The sequence below is a fragment of the Pseudomonas sp. NPDC089428 genome (assembly GCF_044749325.1).
Classification (GTDB): domain Bacteria; phylum Pseudomonadota; class Gammaproteobacteria; order Pseudomonadales; family Pseudomonadaceae; genus Aquipseudomonas.
On record NZ_JBIVHT010000013.1, the window covers coordinates 33,525 to 57,251 of the forward strand.

General features: G+C 60.9%; 24 protein-coding genes and 1 pseudogene. 9 read left to right on the forward strand and 16 right to left on the reverse strand.

The features are described 5' to 3' along the window. Window positions 1-384: 384 nt before the first annotated feature. A complete protein-coding gene (locus ACIPZ5_RS21065; RefSeq protein ID WP_400810412.1) occupies window positions 385-1,518 on the reverse strand; it encodes an aminotransferase class V-fold PLP-dependent enzyme in 1,134 nt (377 codons plus the stop codon). A 187-nt stretch (window positions 1,519-1,705) separates the two neighbouring features. Between ACIPZ5_RS21065 and ACIPZ5_RS21070 the strand changes: the two genes are divergently transcribed. Genes ACIPZ5_RS21070 through ACIPZ5_RS21080 form a run of 3 tightly spaced genes read left to right on the forward strand, consistent with a single transcriptional unit; the run spans window position 1,706 to window position 4,737 of the window. Beyond that, complete coding sequence (locus ACIPZ5_RS21070; RefSeq protein WP_261943907.1) at window positions 1,706-2,692, forward strand: DUF1852 domain-containing protein; 987 nt, start codon at window positions 1,706-1,708, stop codon at window positions 2,690-2,692. 27 nt (window positions 2,693-2,719) lie between these two features. Continuing rightward, window positions 2,720-3,751 (forward strand): methionine synthase, encoded by a 1,032-nt coding sequence (locus ACIPZ5_RS21075; protein WP_400810414.1) that lies wholly within the window; start codon window positions 2,720-2,722, stop codon window positions 3,749-3,751. Between the two features lie 56 nt (window positions 3,752-3,807). After that, a complete protein-coding gene (locus ACIPZ5_RS21080; RefSeq protein WP_400810416.1) occupies window positions 3,808-4,737 on the forward strand; it encodes a LysR substrate-binding domain-containing protein in 930 nt (309 codons plus the stop codon). A 371-nt stretch (window positions 4,738-5,108) separates the two neighbouring features. On the opposite strand, the gene ACIPZ5_RS21085 is transcribed toward ACIPZ5_RS21080, so the two are convergent. The 3 genes from ACIPZ5_RS21085 to ACIPZ5_RS21095 form a co-directional block, all read right to left on the reverse strand. Continuing rightward, on the reverse strand, window positions 5,109-5,468 hold the full coding sequence (locus tag ACIPZ5_RS21085; protein WP_261943910.1) for a cupin domain-containing protein: 360 nt from the start codon (window positions 5,466-5,468) through the stop codon (window positions 5,109-5,111). Further along, window positions 5,465-6,058, reverse strand: a complete 594-nt coding sequence (locus tag ACIPZ5_RS21090; protein WP_400810419.1) for a GNAT family N-acetyltransferase — start codon at window positions 6,056-6,058, stop codon at window positions 5,465-5,467. Before ACIPZ5_RS21090 ends, ACIPZ5_RS21085 begins: the two co-directional genes overlap by 4 nt. A 589-nt stretch (window positions 6,059-6,647) precedes the next feature. After that, window positions 6,648-7,208: a hypothetical protein gene (locus ACIPZ5_RS21095; protein ID WP_400810420.1), complete on the reverse strand. Its 561-nt coding sequence runs from the start codon at window positions 7,206-7,208 to the stop codon at window positions 6,648-6,650. Between the two features lie 118 nt (window positions 7,209-7,326). On the opposite strand from ACIPZ5_RS21095, the gene ACIPZ5_RS21100 reads away from it, so the two are divergent. Together ACIPZ5_RS21100 and ACIPZ5_RS21105 are read left to right on the forward strand one after the other, a co-directional pair. Beyond that, window positions 7,327-8,364 (forward strand): hypothetical protein, encoded by a 1,038-nt coding sequence (locus ACIPZ5_RS21100; protein ID WP_400810422.1) that lies wholly within the window; start codon window positions 7,327-7,329, stop codon window positions 8,362-8,364. Between the two features lie 138 nt (window positions 8,365-8,502). After that, window positions 8,503-9,126, forward strand: a pseudogene (locus ACIPZ5_RS21105) (IS256 family transposase); the annotation flags it as partial. Between the two features lie 172 nt (window positions 9,127-9,298). On the opposite strand, the gene ACIPZ5_RS21110 reads toward ACIPZ5_RS21105, so the two are convergent. The 3 genes from ACIPZ5_RS21110 to ACIPZ5_RS21120 form a co-directional block, all read right to left on the reverse strand. Further along, the gene (locus ACIPZ5_RS21110; RefSeq protein ID WP_261943916.1) at window positions 9,299-9,685 is read right to left on the reverse strand and encodes a GFA family protein; all 387 of its coding nucleotides are present in this window, start codon (window positions 9,683-9,685) and stop codon (window positions 9,299-9,301) included. Between the two features lie 630 nt (window positions 9,686-10,315). After that, on the reverse strand, window positions 10,316-11,416 hold the full coding sequence (locus ACIPZ5_RS21115) for a polyamine ABC transporter substrate-binding protein (protein WP_400810424.1): 1,101 nt from the start codon (window positions 11,414-11,416) through the stop codon (window positions 10,316-10,318). Between the two features lie 110 nt (window positions 11,417-11,526). Next, on the reverse strand, window positions 11,527-12,342 hold the full coding sequence (locus ACIPZ5_RS21120; protein ID WP_261943921.1) for a carbon-nitrogen hydrolase family protein: 816 nt from the start codon (window positions 12,340-12,342) through the stop codon (window positions 11,527-11,529). Window positions 12,343-12,471: 129 nt separating this feature from the next. Here ACIPZ5_RS21120 and ACIPZ5_RS21125 point away from each other — a divergent pair, with 129 nt between their 5' ends. Beyond that, window positions 12,472-13,266: a response regulator transcription factor gene (locus ACIPZ5_RS21125; protein WP_400810529.1), complete on the forward strand. Its 795-nt coding sequence runs from the start codon at window positions 12,472-12,474 to the stop codon at window positions 13,264-13,266. 156 nt (window positions 13,267-13,422) lie between these two features. Here the strand turns inward: ACIPZ5_RS21125 and ACIPZ5_RS21130 are convergent, their stop codons facing one another. The 3 genes from ACIPZ5_RS21130 to ACIPZ5_RS21140 all read right to left on the reverse strand — a co-directional run bounded on the left by ACIPZ5_RS21130 (window position 13,423) and on the right by ACIPZ5_RS21140 (window position 15,694). Continuing rightward, a complete protein-coding gene (locus tag ACIPZ5_RS21130) occupies window positions 13,423-14,259 on the reverse strand; it encodes an outer membrane protein OmpK (protein ID WP_400810531.1) in 837 nt (278 codons plus the stop codon). 78 nt (window positions 14,260-14,337) lie between these two features. Then, window positions 14,338-15,213, reverse strand: coding sequence for a transporter (locus ACIPZ5_RS21135; protein ID WP_400810426.1), 876 nt, complete (start codon window positions 15,211-15,213; stop codon window positions 14,338-14,340). Between the two features lie 148 nt (window positions 15,214-15,361). Continuing rightward, window positions 15,362-15,694 (reverse strand): potassium channel family protein, encoded by a 333-nt coding sequence (locus ACIPZ5_RS21140; protein WP_261943925.1) that lies wholly within the window; start codon window positions 15,692-15,694, stop codon window positions 15,362-15,364. A gap of 196 nt (window positions 15,695-15,890) precedes the next feature. Here ACIPZ5_RS21140 and potE point away from each other — a divergent pair, with 196 nt between their 5' ends. The 3 genes from potE to ACIPZ5_RS21155 all read left to right on the forward strand — a co-directional run bounded on the left by potE (window position 15,891) and on the right by ACIPZ5_RS21155 (window position 18,569). Continuing rightward, the gene (gene potE / locus ACIPZ5_RS21145; protein WP_261943926.1) at window positions 15,891-17,222 is read left to right on the forward strand and encodes a putrescine-ornithine antiporter; all 1,332 of its coding nucleotides are present in this window, start codon (window positions 15,891-15,893) and stop codon (window positions 17,220-17,222) included. Next, window positions 17,219-18,133: a transporter substrate-binding domain-containing protein gene (locus ACIPZ5_RS21150; RefSeq protein ID WP_400810429.1), complete on the forward strand. Its 915-nt coding sequence runs from the start codon at window positions 17,219-17,221 to the stop codon at window positions 18,131-18,133. Before potE ends, ACIPZ5_RS21150 begins: the two co-directional genes overlap by 4 nt. A 115-nt stretch (window positions 18,134-18,248) precedes the next feature. Then, window positions 18,249-18,569, forward strand: a complete 321-nt coding sequence (locus tag ACIPZ5_RS21155; RefSeq protein WP_261943928.1) for a hypothetical protein — start codon at window positions 18,249-18,251, stop codon at window positions 18,567-18,569. A 121-nt stretch (window positions 18,570-18,690) separates the two neighbouring features. Here ACIPZ5_RS21155 and ACIPZ5_RS21160 read toward each other — a convergent pair whose 3' ends face one another. From ACIPZ5_RS21160 to ACIPZ5_RS21185, 6 genes are read right to left on the reverse strand one after another with little or no spacing between them, the layout of a single operon-like run. Beyond that, entirely contained in the window at window positions 18,691-19,176 is a 486-nt protein-coding gene (locus ACIPZ5_RS21160) for a DUF2878 domain-containing protein (RefSeq protein WP_400810431.1), read from the reverse strand. Between the two features lie 2 nt (window positions 19,177-19,178). Then, window positions 19,179-20,438, reverse strand: coding sequence for a class I SAM-dependent methyltransferase (locus ACIPZ5_RS21165; protein ID WP_400810433.1), 1,260 nt, complete (start codon window positions 20,436-20,438; stop codon window positions 19,179-19,181). Continuing rightward, window positions 20,413-21,225 (reverse strand): DUF1365 domain-containing protein, encoded by an 813-nt coding sequence (locus tag ACIPZ5_RS21170; RefSeq protein ID WP_400810434.1) that lies wholly within the window; start codon window positions 21,223-21,225, stop codon window positions 20,413-20,415. The genes ACIPZ5_RS21165 and ACIPZ5_RS21170 overlap by 26 nt, the downstream gene beginning before the upstream one ends. Continuing rightward, entirely contained in the window at window positions 21,222-22,469 is a 1,248-nt protein-coding gene (locus ACIPZ5_RS21175; RefSeq protein WP_400810435.1) for an NAD(P)/FAD-dependent oxidoreductase, read from the reverse strand. The genes ACIPZ5_RS21170 and ACIPZ5_RS21175 overlap by 4 nt, the downstream gene beginning before the upstream one ends. Window positions 22,470-22,472: 3 nt before the next feature. Beyond that, entirely contained in the window at window positions 22,473-23,225 is a 753-nt protein-coding gene (locus ACIPZ5_RS21180) for an SDR family oxidoreductase (protein WP_261943933.1), read from the reverse strand. Then, on the reverse strand, window positions 23,222-23,644 hold the full coding sequence (locus ACIPZ5_RS21185) for a nuclear transport factor 2 family protein (RefSeq protein ID WP_261943934.1): 423 nt from the start codon (window positions 23,642-23,644) through the stop codon (window positions 23,222-23,224). Before ACIPZ5_RS21185 ends, ACIPZ5_RS21180 begins: the two co-directional genes overlap by 4 nt. Window positions 23,645-23,727 lie beyond the last annotated feature (83 nt).

Consider the following 23,727-nt stretch of genomic DNA (forward strand, 5'->3'; position numbering starts at 1 on the left):
GATAAAAGGGGAGGCAACTGGCAAAAATGTCAGTTGCGAACCTACGAGTTTGGCTCTTGTGGCGTTGCTTTCAGCATGACGGGATGCCCGCGATCAGGCCTGCGAAGCGGAGTGCGATGTGCGCGAATTCGCATTATCCGAGTGCGATAGCCAAGGCGCTATGTCGCCCTTTCGTGACACATGCCCGAGAAGAATCTCACACGGTGGATGGCACCGGCTGCACCGGTGTTCGCGGGACTAGCCCGCTTCACATCTGTTTTGGGCCAGTGCGATGCATCTCGGTGGGCACGGCAGGCACCTCTCACAGGCGCCGCCGATATAGGCGCAGGAAATGATCAGGATTGCCGCTGCCTCCCAGTTTCACGGCCCGCTGCTGGCACGGGCTCAGTTCACCAGCACCTCGTCCAGTGCCTGCTCAAGGATGCTCACCGTGCGCTCGATGTTGTGCAGTTTTTCAAGCCCGAACAGACCGATGCGGAAGGTCTGGAAATCGGCTGGCTCGTCACATTGCAGCGGCACGCCGGCGGCTATCTGCAGGCCGTGCTCGGCAAATTTCCTGCCGGTCTTGATGTCGGCATCATCGGTGTAGCTCACCACCACGCCTGGGGCCTGAAAGCCGGCCGCGGCTACGCTCTTGATGCCCTTGCCAGCCAGCATGGCGCGCACCTGATCGCCCAGCGCCTGTTGTTCGTGGCGCAGCTTGTCGAAACCGTAGGCTTGCATCTCGTTCATGACGTCGTTGAAGCGCGCCAGTGAATCGCTGGGCATGGTCGCATGGTAGGCATGGCCGCCCTGTTCGTAGGCCTGCATGATCTGCAGCCACTTTTTCAGGTCGCAGGCAAAGCTGCTGCTCTGGGTCTGCGCGATGCGCTCGAGGGCCAAGGCGCTGAGTATCACCAGGGCGCAGCAAGGGGAGGCGCTCCAGCCTTTCTGGGGGGCGCTGATCAGCAGGTCGACTGCGCAATTTTGCATATCGACCCACAGCGTGCCGGAGGCGATGCAGTCCAGCACGAACAGGCCGCCAACCGCATGCACGGCGTCGCCAACGGCCCGCAGGTAATCGTCGGGCAGGATCATCCCGGAGGAGGTTTCGACGTGGGGGGCGAAGACTACCTGCGGCTTGTGCGTCTGAATGGCCGCCAGCACTTCGTCCAGAGGGGGCGGGGCGTAGGCCGCCTGGCGCCCCGTGTCGATCGGCCGGGCTTTCAGCACCGTGGTGGCCGCGGGGATGTTGCCCATCTCAAGGATCTGGCTCCAGCGATAACTGAACCAGCCGTTGCGTATCACCAGGCATTGCTGGCCGTTGGCAAACTGTCGCGCTACCGCCTCCATGCCGAAGGTACCGCTGCCCGGGACTACCGCAACGGCCTGGGCGTTGTAGACCTGTTTCAGGGTCCTGGAAATGTTTTTCATCACGCCTTGAAAGGCCTGCGACATGTGATTGAGCGAACGGTCGGTGTACACCACCGAGTACTCGACCAGGCCCTCGGGATCAATACTGGGATAAAGCTTTGACATGGGGTAACTCCTTCACCAGAGAAGGTTCAGCATAGACCACAGCCTGCACTTCAACGGTAGCTGCAGCGCCTGTCATGAGCGTGGCTAAAGGTTCTGTGAAATCAATTCAGTTCCACGCGAACAGCCCCTCAACCTAGAATGCGCACCCATAAGAGATTAATTAAATATTTGAGTGAGACGGTCGATCATGACGCCCACACATTTCAAGTTTTTCATCAAGAGCATCCGTTTTGACGAAAACTATCGTCCTGCGGAAACAACGCGTATCACTACGAACTTCGCCAACCTGGCCAGAGGCGCGAGCCGTCAGCAGAATTTGCGTAACACGTTGAAGATGATCGACAACCGTTTCAACACCCTGGCGCACTGGGACAATCCTGCCGGGGACCGTTACAGGGTCGAGCTTGAAATAGTTTCTGTCGCAATGAACATGGGCGATGAGCGCCGCGATCATGCGCTACCCTTGATTGAAATGCTGAAAACGAACATTGTCGATCGCACCACCGGTCAGCGCATCACGGGCATGGTCGGCAACAATTTCTCTTCTTATGTGCGCGATTACGACTTCAGTGTATTACTGCTGCAGCACAATAAAGACCAGGCAGCCTTCAGCACGCCTGAGCACTTTGGTGAACTGCACGGTAAGTTGTTCAAATGCTTCGTCAACTCAACGGCGTATAAAGAACATTTTGCCAAGCCACCGGTTATCTGCCTGAGCGTTTCGAGCAGTCGAACGTATCGTCGAACTGAAAACCAGCACCCGGTACTGGGCGTTGAATATCAGCAAGATGAAGACTCGCTGACGGATGAGTATTTCGAAAAAATGGGCCTGAAGGTGCGTTACTTCATGCCGCCGAACAGTGTTGCGCCCTTGGCGTTTTATTTCTCCGGTGATCTGCTCGGCGACTACACGGCGCTGGAACTGATCAGCACCATCAGCACCATGGATACGTTTCAGAAGATCTATCGGCCCGAGATCTACAACGCGAATTCTGCTGCAGGCAAGTCTTACCAGCCCAGCTTGCAGCATCAGGATTACTCATTGACGCGCATCGTCTATGACCGCGAGGAGCGTAGCCGGCTGGCCATCGAACAGGGGCGCTTTGTCGAGGAGCACTTCATCAAGCCTTACCACGATGTGCTCGCGCAGTGGTCCGCTCATTACGCGGCTTGAATTACCCGGCATACAAGGTCATACACCATGAAAAAACTGCTACCCACTTCCACTGCCGGCAGCTTGCCGAAACCTTCCTGGCTCGCTCAACCCGAGACGCTCTGGTCACCCTGGCAGTTGCAAGACGAGGCATTGGCCGAAGGCAAACAGGATGCCCTGCGCTTGGCCCTGCAAGAGCAGCAGCACGCCGGCATCGATATCGTCAGTGACGGCGAGCAGACGCGCCAGCACTTTGTCACCACCTTCATCGAGCACCTGAGCGGCGTTGACTTCGACAAGCGCGAGACCGTCAGGATCCGTGACCGCTATGATGCGAGCGTGCCGACCGTAGTGGGCGCCGTTGCGCGGCAAAAGCCGGTGTTTGTCGAAGATGCCAGGTTTCTGCGCCAGCAGACCCGGCAACCGATCAAGTGGGCGCTGCCAGGCCCCATGACCATGATCGATACGCTGTATGACAGCCATTACAAGAGCCGTGAAAAACTGGCCTGGGAGTTCGCCACGATCCTCAACCAGGAGGCGCGGGAGCTGGAGGCCGCTGGGGTTGACATCATTCAGTTCGATGAGCCGGCTTTCAATGTCTTCTTCGACGAGGTCAATGACTGGGGTGTAGCCACCCTGGAGAGGGCGGTCGAAGGCCTGAAGTGTGAAACAGCGGTGCATATCTGCTATGGCTATGGCATCAAGGCCAACACCGACTGGAAGAAGACCCTGGGTTCGCAGTGGCGGCAATATGAACAAGCCTTCCCCAAGCTTGCGAAGTCCAGCATCGACATCATCTCGCTGGAATGCCACAACTCCCGTGTCCCGATGGACCTGCTCGAACTCATCCGTGGCAAGAAAGTGATGGTCGGTGCCATCGATGTCGCCAACCACGCGATTGAAACCCCTGAGGAAGTCGCCAACACCCTGCGCAAGGCGTTGCAATTCGTCGATGCCGACAAGCTCTACCCTTGCACCAACTGTGGCATGGCGCCGCTACCGCGTCGGGTCGCCAGCGGCAAGCTGCGTGCCTTGAGTGCAGGGGCAGAGATCGTTCGCAGCGAACTCTCGCGCAAGTGACGAACCTCGACCGTCAGGATGATAGCGATTATTCACGCCGAACTTGCCTGCTGCCCATGATCGATCTGAGACACCTGCGCACCCTGCATGCCTTGCGCGAAACCGACAGCATGCCCGAAGCCGCCGAGCGCCTTCACCTGACCCAGTCGGCGCTGTCGCATCAGTTCCGGGAGCTGGAAAGCCGTGTCGGCATGGCGGTGTTCGTGCGCAAGTCCAAACCGGTACGCTTCACCACTGCGGGCCTCAAGCTGCTGCAACTGGCCGACCAAGTGCTGCCGCTGATCCGTACCACGGAGCGCAACTTGAGCAAGCTGGCCAACGGCACGGCCGATCGCCTGCACATCGCGATCGAGTGCCACAGCTGCTACCAGTGGCTGATGCCGTCGCTGGATGCGTTTCGCAGTGCCTGGCCGGAGGTTGAACTGGACCTGGCCTCGGGCTTGTCGTTCACGCCGCTGCCGGCCCTTGAGCGCGGCGACCTCGACCTGGTGGTGACTTCCGACCCGCTGACCTTGCCGGGTATCACCTACGTGCCGCTGTTCGGCTATGAGGCCCTGCTGGCCATCGACAAGCATCATGCCCTGTGCGCAAAACCGTATGTGGAACCTGCCGATATCGCCGGCCAGACCTTGATCACCTACCCGATCGAGCGCAGCCGCCTGGACATCTTCACCGGCTTCCTCGACCCGGCCGATATCGAGCCGGCTCAGGTACGTACTGCAGAGATGACCGTCATGATGATGCAACTGGTGGCCAGCGGCCGGGGGGTGTGCTGCCTGCCAAACTGGGCGGTGCACGAGTACACCTCGCGGGGTTATGTGGTTGCCAGGCGCCTGGGCGAAAAAGGCTTGCAGGCGACGCTGTACGCGGCGGTGCGCAGCGACATGCTCGAAGTGCCTTTCATGAGTGATTTCCTGCTCACTGCAAAGGACATTTCCTTTGCGACCTTGGAAGGAGTCAATGCCGCGTCGAGCATTGCTACCTGACGGGTAGTGCCTTCAAACGGGGCAAAGGCTGAAAACCGCCAGGAATCGAAATCAGCTGTTCGGGTGACCGCTTGCGACCCGAAGCCGCCAGTGAAGTTGGCAGTGATTCTGTGGGAGCGGGCTTGCCCCGCGAAGGGGCCGGCCCATGAAAAGCAGATGCATGGCACGGGCTGCGCCCGTGTTCGCGGGGCAAGCCCGCTCCCATAAAGATCGCCTCTGAGCTTACGGGCAGTCATGGGCCGAAGGCAGTGATCCTCGACCGACAGCTTTCGACCCATGGCTGCCAGTGAGGTTGGCAGTGATTCTGTGGGAGCGGGCTTGCCCTACGAAGAGGCCGGCCCATGAGATGCAGTTGAAACGCGACCCCGCGTCTAGTTCGCGGGCAAGAGGATCACGAAGTTCTTTTTCATATCTTCCAGCACGGTCCATTTGCCCTTGGCGCCCGGTTCGATGATGAACGTGTCGCCGGCGGTCAGTGTGACGGGGGCGCACCCGTCAAGCTCGATGACGCAGCAGCCACTCAGCACATGGCAGAACTCCCAAACTTTGTAGTCGATGCGCCACGCTCCGGTGCTGGCTTCCCATTCTCCGGAAATGCGACCTTGCTGTTCATCGTGATAGTACTTGGACGTCAGCGTGTGAGGGGTGCCTTCCACGACTTCTTCAAAAAATGGAAGGTCGCGCACCGGTTGGATATCCAGTTCGCGGAACACGGTGAGTTTCTTGTTCATGGTTTTTTCTCGAGCACGTTGGGGTTAGGGCGATACATCAAATAGGCTTCACCGGTGACGCCCAGCATCGGGTGCGCAACGATCTGGCAGGTTTTAACAATCTGAAAACCGTGACGTTCGTAGAAGCGGCGTGCACCGTGGTTTTCTGCATAATCGATCAGGCATAGCCCATCCAGGCCAGAATCCTCAGCGCGCTGCTGGGCGTGGTGAAGAAACTGGACGCCCAGCCCCTGGCTGCGCCAGGCCTCATCCAGGGCCAGGCTGGATATGTACAAGGTGTCGGGTATTTCCATGTCGGAATACGGCGCGAGGACCGGGTCTGTCTCGACCGGCCTGTCAGCGGTCTCGCGCAAGGCATAGCTATGCATCATGCCGATGACGCGCCCTTCGAACGTGGCCATCAGGCAGTTCTTGTAGGAAAAGTCGCCCTGTTCCCTGGCATAGCGAGCCGCACCGACACTCAGCAATGCTTCTCCATGTGCGGCAAGCTTGCTCCATATGTAATCGGCCATGCCTTCCGATGTCAGTTGAAAGAAGCGCGCAATATCGTGTGCGTCCGAGGCTTGAGCGGGTCTGAAGTCGATAGGCATGTACAGTGCTCTTATGGGATCGGGTGGTTGGTTTTCAAGGATTACGCCTTTGACAGGGTGGCAGGGTAGGCGGGGTGGACGGTTGCCATCATGCTCTGGGCGAACACTGTCAGTACGGCGTGCGACGTTGCCCCATGCTCAAAGGCATGTGGCGGTCCAATGGCTCAGGCCTGGAGAATCGATCGTGCAGTTGCCGGAGGTGGTGAGGCGAGAAGCGCGGCGACAGGTACTTCCGTGACGGGATGGCCGAAATCAGAGCAGGTTGTGTCCGTATGGGGTCGTATGCCACGAAAGGCAGCTACCGACCCAAAGCAGACATGCCGCTCGAATGTTACGGGGTGGGTAACCCAACGCGGTGTGCTTCAGCGCTTTCACTCATCGGTTTCCCTTTAGCACCGGCTTATACCCGAGCAGGGCAATGGCCGGTTCAAGGCTCTCGTCCGGAGGCACCAGCAGGTCGTGAAGGCGTTCAAGGCTTGCCCTGCTGTGCTAGGCTAGCAGGCCCTGCGCCGCGTCGAGAACGTCGTGATGATTCAGGCGGCCCGGCAGCGATCACGCCAGAGGCCTCTCATGGTCAAAGGCGTGCCAGCTAGCGTAGCGACATGACTGCGTTTTGCACGGGTAACCGGGATTGCTCCGGGTGCTGCTGCAAGAAATGCTTGATCGCTTGGCCCTGCCGGTCCACGACGCACACGTTCACGGTGGCGTGAGGGACCGTGCATTCGTCCAGTGCGAGAAATCCGCAGTTCATCACGCCGTAGAGCGCGACCGGCTGAGCGACGGATGAGCAGTCGTACACCATCTCCCCAAGGTAGTTGAGCTTCCCTTGATTGACGGTGAACCGCAGCGGGCTGGAATACGGGCCCATGACCCCGCGGCGGTGCCCCAGGCGAGTGACTTCATATTCCCCGGCGGGCAACCACGCCGAGTAATCGTCCTTGGGCCCCCAGCCATAGGTCTTGTGACTATTGATGTCCTGGAATTCCAGGTAGGTGCCATAAGGGCCACCTCCTATCAGCGCGCCGACCACAAGGCCGGCATTTTGCGCGTTATAAGTGGTTGAATCCAATGCCATCTCAGTGGGTATTTGCGAGCAACCGGCCAATAGTCCTATCAGGCCGATTGCAACGATGTGGTGCGAGCAAAGCATTCCATTACCTCAGTAAAAAAAGAACACGCTGTTGGAATAGGCGCGCTAGACGGCAGCTACCGCCTTCACTAGGATGGCGGCCTTTCGCTTTCCTGTGAATCAAGGACGATACATCAACATGTTCGATTTCTACCAATGGCGCCTGTTTGGCGCCGTCAGCATCGCCGCCCTTTCCATCAGCGGGTGCAGTATCAACGGTTCCTATCCAGACGCCACCGAGCCCGACGCGGCAAAGCTGCGCTTCATCAGCAGCAATCAAAATTCGACGATGGATGTGTTCGACGCTGCCCATTGTGGCGGACAGACCACAGGGCTGCTCAACAACCTGTTCACCGCCAACACCCGGCGTCGCGCAGCCATGAGTGTCTCCGCGCCAAACGACGCCAAGGCTTATCTGGAGGTGCGGCTACAACCGGGCCGCGAGTTGTTTGTTCGTGCCAATACCTTGGGCTCCGCCAGTGTCTGCACCGTCGCGTTCAACTTCACGCCTCAGAGCGGTGGCGAATACGAAGCGAACTTCCGCTACGTGGGTAACAATTGCCTGGTCACGCTTAACCGGCTGCGCGAGATCGACGGGAAGGCGGTGCGTTCGCCCATCGTGCTAATCAACAAAGGCCTGCCCGCTTGCTCCGGCAGCAACCCGATTTTCCCCAAACCCACCCAGGTACAACCGCAGTCAGCAGAGCGTACGGCCTTGATCAGTCAGATCGTGGACGCCAGCGTCATAGCCAAGATGAAGTACGCTCCTGCCGACACCACTGCGCAGACAGCGTTGTTCGATAAGGGAATTGAGGAGCGCAAGCAGCGCCTGGGCTTCACCCTGCCCGATGCCTACTGGACCGAATACCGCCTTAATCTGGAGCAATCGGCCAACGACATGGCGAGTACCCAGGCGCGCTCGCTGCAGCTGTACAAGGATTACTACAGCAATAAACTGGGCCTGCTCGACACCCCGGCGATCAAGGAACTGCTTCCGGACAGTGAGACCGCAGACCGCAGTAAGGCGATGACCACCAATAACACTATGCTGGAGTATTACTACCGGACCCAGCGGGAACTTCAGAAAGAAGCATTCAGCGCGCATCAAGCACGCATGGCCGATCTGGACCAGCGCTTTGACGTATGCAAACGTTACCCGGCGTGCTGGCAGAACTAGGTCGGGCCCAAAACGCACGATACGTGTGTTTCTGGAGCGGTCGGTCATTTAAGTGAGTCTATTGGATAGTCGCGGCGAGCATCGCCTTGGCCAGCATGTCCTGCTGCTCTTCTGGCTCAATGAGCTCCAGGCTGACCACCTCGCGATCGAGACGGCAGTTTTGAGCCCATTCTGATCCCCAAGCATGAGCGCCGTTACACCGGATTTGATGACAAAATCATCGCCATGAACGCCCGTGACATGACGGTCAGAGAGATCCGGGCCTTCCTTTCAGAGCAGTATGGAACCCACGTTTCACCCGACTTCATCAGCTCTGTGGCAGACGAGGTCGTGGAGGAGATTGGCGCGTGGCAACAGCGGCCATTGGAGCCGATGTACTCGGTCATTTTCTTCGATGCGCTGCGGGTGAAGATTCGCGAAGAAGGCCTGGTACGCAAGGCCATTTACTTGGCGCTGGGTGTTCTCGCCGACGGGACGCGCGATATCCTTGGGATCTGGATCGAGAACACCGAGGGTGCGAAGTTCTGGATGAAGGTTTTCAACGATCTCAAGACACGTGGTGTCGAGGATGTGCTGATTGCCGTGACCGACGGCCTCGAAGGCATGCCTGAAGCTCTTAGCGCAGTATTTCCAGAGACGACGTTGCAGACGTGCATCGTGCACCTGATCCGCAACAGCCAGGACTACTCGGCCTGGGACAAGCGCCGGGCACTAGCCAGAGAGCTGAAGCCGATTTACCAAGCCATCAATGCAGAAGCGGCTGATGAGAAATCGCACCTGACTTGACCAAGCGTTTACATCCCACTTGACCACCTGTTTGCATCCGACTTGACCAGCCATTTGCATCGAATGTGACCTGTGCACGGGTACTTCTTGACCGGCGGAATCGACCCAAAGCAGACGTTCACTATTGGCTGCATACGGCCCCATGCCGTCAGTCGCTTACTGGCGTGTACCAAAGGGCTGCGGCGTCAGCATGAACATGTTTTTGTTTATGGGGTATGAAGGGTGTGTCGAGCGTGCCTAAGGCTATCGAAACCCAGTCGGCAAACTCCCCGTGCGATCGTGACCAGAACAAGGTCGAACCACACTCCATGCAGAACTCACGCACTACCTTCCGTGAAGAGGCATAGGCTTTGATCTGGCTGGAACCTTCTAATACTCGAAGCGCGCTGCGAGGAACGCTGCCGTACGAAGCGAACAACGCTCCGTGCCCTTTTCGGCACTGGCTGCAATGACAATGACTTACTGCTTGGGGTGCACCAATCAGCTCGAATCTGACCTTCGCACATAAGCAACTCCCCTGATAGACCTCAGCCATACGCCCGCCCATGCACGCAAAAGAACGCCAGCTTAATCTTCCGCATCCGAGCAGTCGACTGACTGCTATTGGCCGATTGCTGCCCCGCACGAAGGGCTGCTTTGGGTCGGCAGCAGCCGGTCGTGTGCGTCTGCTATCGACCCATAGCGGACGTTCACCCATTAACAACTTGCCCAGCATAAGCTGTGGACTGAACATCGAATGCCCGTGGTGTCACCACGACCGAAGGTCGGGCGCAGGCTGACGGAAAGCTCGTGTCAGCAAGTGAGATAGATCACGTCGAGGGCACAGCCCACGAGTTCATCCAGGGTGGTAGCTGTGTATAGCGCAGCATTGTGGTAGAGGTCGGCGCTGCTGAGCTGAAAGTGCAAGTGGGTGTCTTGCAGGCCGGGCACCATCAGCCGAACTGTGCGTTGATTCGGCGGGTCTCGATGCCCGCCATGCGTTCGATGTCGACGTTAGCACCCACAGCGACCATGCGCCCCTAATGCACGGCGATGGCCTGGGCCCTCGGCAGGTTCGGGTCCAAGGTGTGGATGTCAGCGTGGGTAATGATCAAGTCTGCTGAGATAGTCATGCGTACTCCGGTCAAGCGGATTTTTATAATGCGGACGATCTGCGGCGCGACAATCAAGTGCCACTCTTCACCTTGCTCCAGATCCGGGTACGCACACGCTCCAGTTTGAGCGGCAGCGTTTCGAGCGCGTACAGCGTTGCCATTACCTCCTTCGAGGGGTAAAACGCCGGATTGTCGCGCAGCTGCGGATTGATGAGGGCCGTGGCGTCCTTGTTGCCATTGGGATAACCGACATAATCGGAGCTTTTGGCAATCACTTGCGGGCGCAGCATGTAGTTGATGAAGTCATAGCCCTGCTGCGGGTGAGGTGCATCCTTGAGCAACACCATGTTTTCAAACCAGACCGGCGCGCCTTCTTTCGGGATGCTGTAAGCCAGTTTGACGCCATTGTTGGCATGGTCTGCCGTAACCTTGGCGCTGTAGACCGAGCCGCCCCAGCCGACCACGGCACAGATGTCACCATTGGCCAGGTCGGTGGTGAACTTCGAGGAATCGAAGTAGCGGATATACGGGCGGATCTTGAGCAGCAACGCTTCAGCCTTGCGATAGTCTTCGGGGTTCTTGCTATTGGGTGGCAGCCCCAGGTAGTTCAGCGCAATAGGCACGATCTCCACGGGTGCATCCAGCATCGCGACGCCGCATTTACTGAGCTTCGCGATGTTTTCCTCTTTGAATATCAGGTCCCAGGAATTCACCGGCGCGTTCTTGCCCAGCAGTTGCTCGACCTTGGCTTGGTCATAGCCGATCCCAGTAGTGCCCCACATGTACGGTACGGCATAGCGGTTTTCCGGGTCGTTGCCTTGCTGCTTTTCCAGGATTTCCGGGGCTAGGTGAGACCAGTTGTTCAGCCGTTCACGATCCAGCTCCTGTATCACTCCGGCCTTGGCCAAACTGGGCAACAGGTCGTCGGGTACCATCACCACGTCATAACCGGTGCGCCCGGTCATCAGCTTGCTTTGCATCACTTCGGCATTGTCGAAGGCGTCCCAGATCAGCGAGATACCCGTATCTGCTTCGAACTCCTTGGGTGTTTCCGGTGCCAGGAAGTCCGACCAGTTATACAGGTGCACACGGGCAGGCTCCGCGTATGCGGGGTTCAAGCTGGTACCGAGCAGCGCGATGAGGCCGAACTTCAGTAAACGGTGAAGCGTCATGGAAGACTCCTGGCGGAGTGCCGGCTTGCGACCGTGCAGTCCGCAGACTGTCGCTGGATTATTGTTATCGTTGGCGCGAGCCCGGTGGTCGTGGGCACGTGAAGCCTTGCTCAGGGAATCAGCAGTTCACGGCGGCCATCGGCGTGTTCGATGCGTTCACCGGGCAACTGGAAGCGCTGGTCCGCCTGGTAGTGGTAGAGCGCACGAGCATCGGCCAGTTGGGTCATGTCCAACTCGATGACATGTCGGCACTCCTGGCGCCCACTTTCCAACAACATCTGCCCGGACGGGTCGATTACCGCACTGCCACCGGCGAAAACGGTATTGTCCTCACCGTCCCCAACCCGGTTCACGACCACGGCGAACACCTGGTTTTCCTGCGCACGGGCGGTGACCGAGGTTCGATGCACGTGACCATAGGGTTCCATGTTGCCATCGGTGACCAGGATCAACTCGGCGCCCAGTGCCGCTACAGCCCGGGCGGTTTCCGGGAACTCGGTGTCGTAGCAGATCAGCAGGCCGATACGCACGCCGCGCCACTCCACGGTGCCATAACGGTCGCCGGGCAGCACCAGCCCGGGTTCGGAAACCCAGAGGTGGGTCTTGCGATAACTGAGCTGAACCCCTTCAGGGGTGATGAACAACGTCGTGTTGTAATAATGCCCACCGTCGTTCTCGATCAGCCCCACTACCACCGCCACCTGGCGCTCACGAGCGGCCTGCTGGACGGCCAGGATAATGGGGCTGTCCAGGGCCAAGGCCTGTTCGGCAATGTTCTGGTGGTTCAGGAAACCGGTGATCTGCGCTTCGGGAAAAACAATGATATCGACACCTGGAGCGCAATGGATGATGGCGTCCAGCGTACGTCGCAGATTGTAGGCGGTGTCGCCATCGCGCCCCGCCAGCTGTACAAGTTCGAGCTTCATATTCGGACCTTGGTATCGGGCTAAGTCCCGGTCAGGAAATAAGTGACTTTTGCAAAAGGTCGATGCAATTATGCGTTTTTTCAGCCCGTTTCCTATCACGTCGAGTGGTTAACCCCAGGGGGTAGATACATGACACCAACGCTCCAGGACATGGCCTGGCATCGCGCTGCCGGCCACGTGATCGAACACCTGGACAAGGCGGATTTCTGGCGAACCCTAAGCCGTTTGATAAGCGAATATGTGCCGATTGATAACTGGGCGGTGCTGCTGTTCAGCGACGGTTGCCCGTTTGCATTCGCTGAAAGCCCGTATGAAGGGGAAGGCCCCGACCCGCTGTTCCACGACTACATCAAGGGGATGTATCTACTCGACCCTTTCTACATCGCCAACCGCGAACAACCGGCAACCGGGCTGTTCCGCCTGGCGGACGTGGCGCCGGAGCGCTTCAAGGACACCGAGTACCACGAGCGTTACTTCAACCATTATGTGAAGCAGGATGAGTTGCACTACAACGTGCGATTGGATGAAGTGCGCAGCCTGTGCCTGTCACTGGGAAGCCGGCACCTGTTCACGCCCGAGCAGGTTTCGCTGTTGGAGATGATTCGCCCGTGGGTAGTGGGCCTGATGCGCCAGCGTATGTTTTTCGAGGCAGCGATGCCTGAAAGCGCACCTCGCCAGGCGCCGCGCTGGCAATCCAACCTTGAAGAGGCGATGGTGCGCCTTGGTACGCCTTTGACCGCCAGGGAGCTGGATGTGATCCGCCTGATCCTCAGCGGCTGCTCGAACAAGGAAGTGGCCGGCAAGCTGAGTATCTCGGCAGAGACCGTCAAGGTCCACCGCCGGCATGTCTACGCGAAGCTGAATATAAAATCGCCGCAAGAACTGTTTTCGCTTTTCCACAAGGCACAGGTGGAAAGCGTTTGAGTGTGAGCTAGCACTCCAAAGGTGCAGCGGGTGAACGTAGGCCGTGTCAAACAATCATCCGATGCCGGGCGATCGTTCCCATTCGTGAGCGGCTGCAATGGGTCGATAGCGGTCACTCTGCGACCGGCGGATTCCGCCCCACCGTTGCCAGTGAGCTCAGAAGTGATACTTGACCAAGGCACTCGCGGTGTTCTGATCGGTGGTGAAGCCTTTCGAGTCCCTGATGCCGTACTTGTCCGACCAGTAGTCATACTCCAGACCCACATATAGGTGCTTGGCCTCGTAGCCCATGGCCTTGCCGAGGTCGTACTTGAGCTGCGGGTTGAAGTGCAGGTTGGCGTGATAGTCCGACTGGTTGCGGTGGCTGGCGCTGGCATCCTTGTTGTTGACCACCCAATCCATGAAGCCGTCAAACAGGATGTCCGAGTTGCCTGCTGGAAAGGTGATGGCCCAGGCCGGCGTCACCTGCCACGCGCCGGAGGGTACGCGGTTGCCGTCGGGCTTGCGGTAGTAGACGTTCAGCTGGAAGTAGTCGAAACCAGGTATGGCCAGATCGACGGCTGGGCCGAGCAGGTAAGCCTCGACATCACCCTCGCCGAACTCGTAGGTACTGGCGATCAGCACATCCTTGATCGGGCCGAATGACAGGTCGGCGCCGCTGAGCTTGCCCAGCGACAGGCGCGGGCTGAATTCGCCGTAATAGCTGCTGTTGCCATTATTGGCGCTTTCCTTGCCGTTGTAGTTGATCTGGTCGACGAAGAACCAGATGTCGCCCCACGTCCAGTTGCTCGCACTCTCGAAGGTGAAGGTCTGCTGGATGGGCGGGTCGACCTTGTAGTTCTTGCCCCAGAGGTAAGTCAGGCTTTCATTGTGCCAAAGCAACGGACCATCGTTGACAGTCGGCCCTGGCGCCAGGTCTTTTCCGCCGGCAAGGGACGGCCCGGTTGCCAGCAGGCCGCTCGCGATCAGCAGGGAAGCCAGGGTACGTTCCATGTTCATGTTCCTCACCTTGCGATTTCACAAACCTATTGAGTAGTTGGCCGGGAGGGGGCTGTCAAATGCCGCAGGCCTTCACAGCCCGCCGCCGTAGCGATACTGCCAGACCACTCCCGCCACATCGAACTCGCTGCCGGTGCGGGTGTGCGCGCCATTGCTGGCAAACAGCTTCACCGAGTTGTTGCGGTTGACCGGAAGGGTGAGGGTGCAGCCATAGCGGGAGTTTTCCTGGAAGTCGTGGTTGCCAACACCGTCGACCGAGGTGTTGCCACCCGCGAAGTAGGTACCGTCAAGCGAGGCCCAGATACCGTTTTGAAAGGCATAGATAAGGTGCACCTGGGTCTGGTAGATCGGCCGTTGGGAAAACCTGCGGTTGCCAAGGTACTGGTCATTGTCGGTGAAGAAGGTGCCCGCGCCTGACAATTCCAGGGTCACCGCGCCGATGCGCTTGGAGATGCCGATTTCGGGCTTGAACGACCAGCGATTGTTGCCGAGGTTGACCAGCCGGCTGGAGTCGTATTGGCCAAGCGGCGCGGTGATCGCCAGGCTGGAGCCGATGATCACGTCCTGCTGGTAGCTGGGAAACTGCGCCAGGGACACTGCCGGGGCGCCATACCAGTTGACCGAAAAGCGCAATCTCGGGTCGATCAGGCCGGTCACATTGCGCTCCCGCGGCTCACCGGCGAACAAGGCAGAGCCCGTCAACCTTGCCTCGGGTACGACGACATCGAACTTGGCCGAACGGCCCCAGACCTCCAATGACCTGGCATAGGCAAACACCACCGTTTCGATGTCGAGCCTGGCGTCCTCCAGCGGGACTGAGGGGTTGGCGGTCACGTTGCCACGCAGTTCGCTGTAGCCCAGCAACAGGAAGTTGATGCCGACCGGCGTGTTGGCGTAGGCCCTGGGTTCCAGATCCTCGGCGATTGCTGCCTGAGCGAACAGTAGCATTGGGATCAGCAATGGACTCAGCCTGACCTCGTAAAGTCTGTGTTTCGCCGCCATTCGCTCGCTTCCTGTCAGGCCGCCCGAGTGCCATGTACTGTTGTAGCCGATCTGCTTGCCGTTGCCATGCAGGGCGGGTGGAGCCGGCTACTGGTCAGTGGACACCCTGATCTTCAAGGGACTTGCGCAACGCATGCACGCCGACTGCAACGATCAATCCGGTCATGACGATGCCGGCCAGGCCGATCAGCATGGCCAGGCAGCGCGCCAGGCCAAGCTTGGGCACCAGGTCTCCGTAGCCGATGGTCAGGCCTGTCACGAAGGAAAAGTACAGGCCATCGCCCAAGGGCCAGCCTTCCAGCTCGCCGACCACCAGCCCAAGCAAGGCCATGACGGCCAGCAGTACCGACACGATTGGCCAGACGACGCGCAGGCCGCGCCAGAACTCACGGATGAAGTCATGCCGCAACTGTTTCATGGCTCGCATGGGGCACTCCTGGAAAGAAGCAAACGACGGTTTTGTTCACCCTCGTACCTGGCTGCACGGCAAATCACCAGCCATCATCATGTAGCAGAATCTAGCGGTACTGGCCGCGTTGTGGGTGCGCTGCACCTGGCTGGCCGACGCTCTTGTAGTGCAATCGCCCCTATTGCCATCGACTAGTTGCGCGGAGGTCATCATCGTGCGCGATCCTGCAAAGAAAATGGGCCTGGTCGGGCTCACGACATTGGTCACGGTGAACATGATGGGCTCCGGCATCATCATGCTGCCGGCAAGCATGGCGCAGATCGGCGCCGTCTCGTTGTTGTCATGGGTGATCACGGCGGTGGGGTCGATGGCCATCGCCTATTGCTTCGCCCAGTGCGGCATCTACTGCACGCGCTCAGGTGGCATGTCGGCCTACAGTGAAGAGGCCCATGGCAAATCCGCCTTTTTCCTCTGTTCCTACCTGTATTTTCTTTCGCTGATGATCGGCAATGTTGCCATAGGCATTTCCGCCGTCGGTTACCTCACGCCCTTCATTCCCTGGCTCGGCAGCGGTGCGGTGCCGCTGTTGGTCGGGGCGGTGACGCTGATCTGGTTCACGACCCTGGCGAACCTGGGGGGCGCCGACATCACCGGGCGCCTGGGGGCGATCAGTGTCTGGGGTGTCATCGTCCCGGTGGCAGGCCTGAGCCTGATCGGCTGGTTCTGGTTCAGTACTGCTACGTTCCAGCAGGCCTGGAACCCGGGGCAGGTACCTGTCGGCCAGGCGATCACCAACAGTATTCCGCTGACACTGTGGGCGTTCCTGGGCATGGAGTCGGCCGCGCAGAACTCCGACGCGGTGGAGGACCCCAAGCGCAATGTGCCGCTGGCCTGCCTGTTCGGCACGCTGGGCGCGGCAGTGGTGTACATCCTGTCGACCAGTGTCATACAGGGCATCGTGCCCAACGCCGACCTGGCCAACGCCAGCGCACCGTTTGCCCTGGCGTACGCGCGGATGTTCGATGACACCGTTGGCAACGTGATCATGGGCCTGGCGGTGATCGCCTGCGTCGGCTCGCTGCTGGGCTGGCAGTTCACCCTGGCAGAAACCGCCAAGGTAACGGCCGGGCAGGGGCTTTTCCCGAAGCTGTTCACCCGCACCACGGCCCGGGGTGTTCCCCTGGCCGGGATGCTGACCTGCGCGGTGCTGCAGAGCCTGATTGCCTTGTCGACCTTATCGCCCAACGCCAGCGCCCAGTTCGGCAGGCTGGTCAACCTGGCGGCGGTCACCAACATCATTCCCTACATCACCTCGCTGACTGGCTTGCTGGTGATCATGTACAAGGCCCAGGTGGACATCGCCATTTTCCGCCGCAACAGCGCAATCATGCTGGTCGCCGTGTGCTATTGCTTCTATGCACTTTACGCCTCGGGCCTGGAGGCCGTGTTCGGTGCGGCACTGATCATGGCGTTGGGGTACCTGTTGTTCGGCTTCATTGCCAAGCGTTTCATCAAGGCGCTGGACATGATCGGAGGTACGCCATGAGCCGCAAAGCAAGACTGGCCAGCGTGTGCCTTGCCGGCCTGCTCGGTTGGGCGGCACCTTACGGCGCGGTTGCCGCAGCCGATACCATGAGCCGGCTACGTGCTAGCCAGGTGCTGACGCTTGGCTTCATGGATGGCTTTGCACCGTTTTCTTCGGGCAGCGAACAGGCACCCCAAGGTTACGCGGTCGAATTGTGCCGGGCCGTCGCCGAACGGCTTCGCCAGACGCCCGGTTTCGCCGGGCTGCAGGTGCGCTGGCGGGCGCTGGCGGAGCAGGCGGTTGCGAACACGCTGAGTTCGGGCCAGGTCGATCTGTTTTGCACCCCTGTGGTGGAAACCCTCGCCAGGCGAAAAAACCTGGACTTCTCCATCCCGATCTTCACCTCCGGGCTGGCGGCCATGGTTCGGCGTGATGCGCCCAGTACCTTGCTTGGCCCACTCAGCGGCAATGCCAGCGATAGCGCCCCGCGCTGGCGTGCGACGATCAATGCGGGCTTGAGCAAACACAGCTTTGCCGTGCTGCAAGGCACGGTGAGCAGCGACTGGGCCCGGCAACGCATTCGCCAGCTTGGCTTGCAATCCACCCTGCAAGAGGTGCCCACCTATCAGGAAGGGGTGCGCCGGGTGGCGGCGCGTGAGGTCGATGCCTTCCTGGGCGAGCGGATGGTCTTGCTGGCCTACCAGGCTGGGCAGGCCGAGCGCGCGCAGTTGTGGGTACCGGAGCATTTGTTCGTGATGAACCGCGTCGCGCTGGCGATGGCCCGTGGCGATGAGGATTTTCGGCTGCTGGTGGACAGCGCCTTGAGCCAGGCGCTTGCCGGGCTGCGCGGCCAGGAGCTGTTCACGCGCTACCTGGGACCACAATCTGAGCAGGACCGATTGTTGCAAAGCCTGTATCCGCTGGCCGACTAGGCGGGCCGCTAGTCGGACGGTGTTGGCAATCTGCCATTATCGCGTTGCGCTATTGACCTTCTCCGCTATGGTTTGGTGAGCCATACATACAAGACTAAAGTCGCAGGAGGGCGGCATGCGGATTCGTGGTGATGTGTTCAGGAACTGGGCTGATCCGATACTTCATCATCAGGCTCATGATGAAACTTTGGACGATGGCACGACCATCGATGTCCAGGTGCGACTGTCGCGAACAGGTAACACGCAGATGTTCATCGGCGTGTACGCAGGCTGTGGCAGGGCGCTGCATGAAGAGGCGTTCGCTTCCAGGCCTGGGGAATCGATGAGCCGCGCCTTGGCCTGGGGCGTGGGGCACGCAAGGCGGGTTGTTGTCGCGGGGCCGGCTCGCGCCACGGCTTATGGGGGAGGTGATCGGTCACGCCTGTGTGCTGGTTAGGAACGCATAACGGCCACCAGGTGTTCGTCGACGGTTGTTCAGCGCCTGTGAGATCGAGCGCCGCGCGGGCGACGCTCGATCTCACAGGCGCCATAACTGTCATGGCGAGCACCGCCTTTGCTCAAACCCTTGCTGCAAAACGCAGCCCCAGCGGCAGCACCATTGCCCAGACCGGCGCCAGGATCAGCGCGGTATCCAGGTGCCCGATCGGCAGGTCGACACCGGCCAACCGGGCGCCGGCCAGGTAAGCCAACGGGCCACCGAACATGCCCAGCAACACTGCGCGCCATGCGGGCTGGGCAAACCCTGCAAGGCTATGGCGCATGCCACTGGCCAACACCAGCCACAGCAATGCCAGCCAGGCCGGCAGCGGCCATTGCCCGAAGTGGAACACACCGAGCATGCCCAGGCTGCTATCCAGCAGCCAGCCAGCCGCTGCTATCCCCAGCAGCACGCGCAGCTCGCCGCCTGGGCTCAGGCACAGGTGCAGTAGCAGGCCGACCACTACGATCAGCAACAGCCAGGGCCTGTGCGCCCCCAGCACGCAAAGCCACCAGCCGGCCTGCAGCCACAGCGCATTGCCGAGCAGCCAGCCACGGCGGCCCATGCTCAGGCGCCCGGGAGTGGCGCCCGCCGCGCCTTGGGCCCGGCCCAGAGCATCTGGGCCACGCCGATGGTTCGCTCCTCGAAGCCGCCCTGGCAATAGCACAGGTAGAACTCCCACAAACGCTGGAAGGTGTCGTCGTAACCGAGCCTGACCAGCTCGGTGCGCGAATGGCGCAGGTTGTCGCGCCAATGGCGCAGGGTGCGCGCATAGTCCTGGCCGAAATCCTCAAGGTGCACCAGGTTAAGCGCCGTCTGGCGGCTGGCGGTGTCGAGCAGGACGCTCAGCGAGGGCAGGGCGCCACCGGGGAAGATGTAGCGCTGGATGAAGTCCACCGAACGCCGGGCCTGGGCGTAGCGCTGGTCGCGGATGGTGATGGCCTGCAGCAGCATCAGGCCTTCGTCCTTGAGCAGCGCGGCGCACTGACGGAAGTAGGTGGGCAGGTAGCGGTGGCCGACGGCCTCGATCATTTCAATGGACACCAGCTTGTCGAAGCGCCCGCGCAGGTCGCGGTAGTCCTCGTGCAGCACGCTGACTTGCCGCTCCAGGCCCAGCGCCTTGACCCGCTGCACGGTGTGCGCGTGCTGCGCGGCAGAGAGCGTGGTGGTGGTAACCCGGCAACCATGATGCACGGCCGCGTGGATGGCCAGGCTGCCCCAGCCGCTGCCGATTTCCAGCAGGTGTTCGCCGGGTTTGAGTTCGAGCTTCTGGCAGATCTGCCGGAGCTTGTTCACCTGGGCCTGTTCCAGGCTTTGCTCGGCGCTGTCGAAGCGCGCCGCGGAATACATCATGGTCGGATCGAGCAGCCGTTCGAACAGGGCATTGCCCAGGTCGTAATGGGCCAGGATGTTGCGCCGCGCGCCGCGCCGGCTGTTGCGGTTGAGGCGATGCAGCAGGCGCAGGGCCGGCTGCGCCAGGCGAGCAAGGCCGCCCTCCAGGGCGTCCAGCACCTCGAGATTGGCGACGAACAGCCGCGTCACCGCAGCCAGGTCCGGGCTGCGCCAGTAACCGTGGATGTAGCCTTCGCCAGCGCCGATCGAACCATTGCCGGCCACCAGGCCCCAGGCTGCCTCGTCAACGATCTCCACCTCCGCGTAGAGCGGGCTGGCAATATCGCCGAATGTCCATTGCTGGTCCCGACTGATCAGGCGCAGGTGGCCATGGCTCAGCTGGCGCAGCTGCGCCAGCACCGCACGCCGGGCCAGGCTGCCGAGCAGCGGAGCGATGCTGGCCGATTTGCTAACGCTCAAGGTCGGTTCGGACATGGTCGGGTTCCTCGCGGAGGGTTTGGCCAAGCGCCAGGTCGTGCTGGCTGGCGATGTGATCGTGTACGGGGGTGCGTTTGAGCAGCAGGCGCAGGGCTTGCCAGTAGATGCCGGTCACGGTGCGCAGGCTCATCCAGGGAAAAGCGAGGATGTGACGTTGCAGGTTGGCGCGGTCGAGCGGCTGGCGATGCAAGGCGAGGTCCGCCGTGAACACCTGCTGCCCGGCGCGCCAGTTTTCCATGTGCACGCGCACGCGCTGCGCATCGACGGCGAAGCGCAGCCGGTAGTCCATGTCCATGGGCAGGAACGGCGAGACGTGGAAGGCCTTGGCCACGGCAAAGGGCTGGGCCAGCTCGCCATGCGCTGGCAGCACGTAGTGAAAGCGCTCGCGCCACGGGGTGTTGCGTACCTCCAGCAACACGGCCGCGACCTGCCCGTGGCGGTCGTGGCAGAAATAGATGCTCACCGGGTTGAACGACAGACCCCAGCAGCGTGGTTGCGTCAGCAGGTACACGGCGCCTTCGGGTACCTGCCCGGTGGCCTGGCCAACCAGCAGGCGCGCGGCCTCGACCAGGGGTATGCCCTGGCCAGTCAACACGGGCAGGTAGTCGGTTTCGCGCCAGCACAGCGGTGCCAGGCGCGAGCGACCGAGCCAGCGGGAGAGGCTCAGTAGCTGCGGCAGCTCGTCAAGGTCCAGGTAGAACATGCCGATGCGGTAGCGGAACGCGTGCTGCCCAGGCGTCAGGCGCCGGTGGTTGAGCCAGCCGTGGCACAGGCTACTGTTCACAGCTGTTCTCCAAAGTGCCTGGCGACGTTCAGCGCACTGAGCACACCGTCTTCGTGAAAACCATTGGCCCAGTAGGCGCCACAGTAGTAGCTGTGCAGCGGGCCCTGCAGCTCGCCCTGGCGGGCCTGGGCGGCTACGGCGGCAAGGCTGTACTGGGGATGCGCGTACTCGAAGCGGGCAATGATTTGCGCCGGGTCCACCAGCACGGTCTGGTTGAGGCTGACACAGAAGGTGACCGGCGCCTCGATGCCCTGCAGGATGTTCATGTCGTAGGTGAGCGCTGCGGGGGCCTGTTGGCTGCTATCCAGGCGGTAGTTCCAGCTGGCCCAGGCCCGGCGTCGGCGGGGTAGCAGGCGGGTATCGGTGTGCAGCACCACGTCGTTGCTGGCGTAGCGGATGGCGCCGAGGATTGCCTGCTCTTGCTTACTGGGGTTGCTCAGCAGCGCCAAGGCCTGGTCGCTGTGGCAGGCGAATACCACCTTGTCGAAGCGCTCGCTGGCGCCTGGCCAGGCCACGGTCACGCCTTCATCGTCGCGGCTTACCCGTTGCACCGGGCAGTTCAACCGGATGTGCTCGGCAAAGGGCCGGCACAGGGGTGCCAGATAGCTGCGTGAACCACCCTCGATCACCCGCCATTGCGGGCGCTGGTTGACCGACAGCAGCCCGTGGTTGCGACAGAAACGCACGAAGAACTGCAGCGGAAAATGCAGCATATCGGCCCGTGACATGGACCAGATGGCCGAGCCCATCGGCACGATGTAATGGTCGATGAAGCGTTGACCGTAACGGTTGTCGCGCAAGTAATTGCCCAGCGTGGTCGCGCCATCGATACGTTGCTGGTCCAGGTCGGCCAGCGCCTGGCGGTTGAAGCGCAGCACATCGCGCAGCATGCCCCAGAAGCCTGGCGACAGCAGGTTGCGGCGCTGGGCAAACAGGCTGTTCAGGTCGTGCCCGTTGTACTCGAAGCCGGTACGCGGATCATGCACCGAAAAACTCATCTCGGTCATCCGCGAGGCGACACCGAGGTGCTCCAGCAAGCGAATGAAGTGCGGATAGGTCCAGTCGTTGAAGACGATGAAGCCGGTGTCCACCGCGTAGTGCTGGCCACGCCAGTGCACATCGACGGTATGGGTGTGCCCACCGACCCGGTCCGCCGCTTCGAACAGGGTGATTGCGTGCCGACGTGACAGCAGGTGGGCACAGGTGAGGCCGGCGATGCCGCTGCCGATGATAGCGATGCGCATGGTTCAGCCCTGGGGTTGACGCGCCAGGCGTTGGCCCAGCTTCAGACGCCAGCGTGCCGGCAGTGCGCCGAGCAGGCGCAGCAGCAGGATGAAGCTGGCAGGGAAGGTGATCTCCAGCGGGCGACGGGGCAGGCGCGCGACGATATACCCGCCGGCGCGCTCGGCGCTCCACAGTTGGGGCATGGCAAAGTCGTTGCGGCGCGTCAGCGGGGTGTCGACGAAGCCGGGGCTGATCAGGGTGACATCGATACCCTCGCGGGTCAGGTCCAGGCGCAGCGATTCGACCAGGTAGCGCAGTGCTGCCTTGGACGCCCCGTAGGCACCGGCCCGTGGCAGCGCCAGCCAGCTGACCGAGCTGCCCATCACCACCAGGTGCGGGCGCTGGCCGCGGCGCAGCAAGGGAAGGGCAGCCGCCAGGCAATGGCTGGTGCCGATCAGGTTGGTACGGATCACCCGCTCGACCAGGGCTGGGTCGAACTGCCCGGGCTCCAGGTACTCGCAGGTGCCAGCGTTCAGGATCACCAGGTCGAGCGCGCCCCAGGCCTGCTCGATCTGCGTGGCAATCCGCGCCACCTGCTCAGGCTGGTCGACATCGCCCACGGCCAGCAGGGTCTGGCCCGGAAAGCGTGCGGCGAGGTTTGTCAGGCTTTCTGCCCGGCGTGCCCCCAGCGCCACCTGGTGCCCTTGCTCCAGCAGGCGCTGCGCCAGCACCGCGCCGATGCCGCTGCTGGCACCGGTGAGCCAGCACCGGCTCATGCCAGCCTGCCCTTGAGCCAGCGAACTGCCCGGCCCATGACCGGAACATGTTCGTACAGCAAGGCGCCAGCGTCGAAGTAGTCCTGGTGAAAGTGCACCCGGCCACGCCAGCGCAAGTGGCTGCAGCCTTGCAGGCTGATCGGCTGGCCGCCGGCCAGGCGTGGGTGGCGAAAGTGCAAGGTCCAGCGGATGTAGCCGTGGCCCGGTTGCGGCTCGTCGAGGCCCTCGAAGGTGTAGCGAACCTCGGCAACATTGGCATACAGCTGCGCGAAATAGCCACGCAAGGCCGTCAGCCCACTGATGTGATGGAGCGGGTCGCGAAAGGTGACATCCTCGCTGTACAGGTCGCCCAGCAGCTCGAGGTTGTCTGCACCCAGCGTGGCAAAGCGTTCGGTGAAGTGCTGCAGGTAGGTGGACATGCACAATACCTGTACAAAGTTAAGTCGATGTACAAGGTATAGTGCAGGTGTCCGGATAAAGCTATACAGAAAAATAATTTTGT

Coding starts and splice junctions, on each gene's coding strand:
- ACIPZ5_RS21065 (WP_400810412.1), bottom strand. CDS start 1,518: ATGTCAAAGCTTTATCCCAGTATTGATCCCGAGGGCCTGGTCGAGTAC.
- ACIPZ5_RS21155 (WP_261943928.1), top strand. CDS start 18,249: ATGCGGATTCGTGGTGATGTGTTCAGGAACTGGGCTGATCCGATACTT.
- ACIPZ5_RS21160 (WP_400810431.1), bottom strand. CDS start 19,176: ATGGGCCGCCGTGGCTGGCTGCTCGGCAATGCGCTGTGGCTGCAGGCC.
- ACIPZ5_RS21100 (WP_400810422.1), top strand. CDS start 7,327: ATGTTCGATTTCTACCAATGGCGCCTGTTTGGCGCCGTCAGCATCGCC.
- ACIPZ5_RS21085 (WP_261943910.1), bottom strand. CDS start 5,468: ATGAACAAGAAACTCACCGTGTTCCGCGAACTGGATATCCAACCGGTG.
- ACIPZ5_RS21080 (WP_400810416.1), top strand. CDS start 3,808: ATGATCGATCTGAGACACCTGCGCACCCTGCATGCCTTGCGCGAAACC.
- ACIPZ5_RS21175 (WP_400810435.1), bottom strand. CDS start 22,469: ATGCGCATCGCTATCATCGGCAGCGGCATCGCCGGCCTCACCTGTGCC.
- ACIPZ5_RS21120 (WP_261943921.1), bottom strand. CDS start 12,342: ATGAAGCTCGAACTTGTACAGCTGGCGGGGCGCGATGGCGACACCGCC.
- ACIPZ5_RS21135 (WP_400810426.1), bottom strand. CDS start 15,213: ATGCTACTGTTCGCTCAGGCAGCAATCGCCGAGGATCTGGAACCCAGG.
- ACIPZ5_RS21130 (WP_400810531.1), bottom strand. CDS start 14,259: ATGGAACGTACCCTGGCTTCCCTGCTGATCGCGAGCGGCCTGCTGGCA.
- ACIPZ5_RS21110 (WP_261943916.1), bottom strand. CDS start 9,685: ATGGCTGAGGTCTATCAGGGGAGTTGCTTATGTGCGAAGGTCAGATTC.
- ACIPZ5_RS21185 (WP_261943934.1), bottom strand. CDS start 23,644: ATGTCCACCTACCTGCAGCACTTCACCGAACGCTTTGCCACGCTGGGT.
- ACIPZ5_RS21090 (WP_400810419.1), bottom strand. CDS start 6,058: ATGCCTATCGACTTCAGACCCGCTCAAGCCTCGGACGCACACGATATT.
- ACIPZ5_RS21115 (WP_400810424.1), bottom strand. CDS start 11,416: ATGACGCTTCACCGTTTACTGAAGTTCGGCCTCATCGCGCTGCTCGGT.
- ACIPZ5_RS21150 (WP_400810429.1), top strand. CDS start 17,219: ATGAGCCGCAAAGCAAGACTGGCCAGCGTGTGCCTTGCCGGCCTGCTC.
- ACIPZ5_RS21125 (WP_400810529.1), top strand. CDS start 12,472: ATGACACCAACGCTCCAGGACATGGCCTGGCATCGCGCTGCCGGCCAC.
- ACIPZ5_RS21140 (WP_261943925.1), bottom strand. CDS start 15,694: ATGCGAGCCATGAAACAGTTGCGGCATGACTTCATCCGTGAGTTCTGG.
- ACIPZ5_RS21180 (WP_261943933.1), bottom strand. CDS start 23,225: ATGAGCCGGTGCTGGCTCACCGGTGCCAGCAGCGGCATCGGCGCGGTG.
- ACIPZ5_RS21095 (WP_400810420.1), bottom strand. CDS start 7,208: ATGCTTTGCTCGCACCACATCGTTGCAATCGGCCTGATAGGACTATTG.
- ACIPZ5_RS21165 (WP_400810433.1), bottom strand. CDS start 20,438: ATGTCCGAACCGACCTTGAGCGTTAGCAAATCGGCCAGCATCGCTCCG.
- ACIPZ5_RS21075 (WP_400810414.1), top strand. CDS start 2,720: ATGAAAAAACTGCTACCCACTTCCACTGCCGGCAGCTTGCCGAAACCT.
- ACIPZ5_RS21070 (WP_261943907.1), top strand. CDS start 1,706: ATGACGCCCACACATTTCAAGTTTTTCATCAAGAGCATCCGTTTTGAC.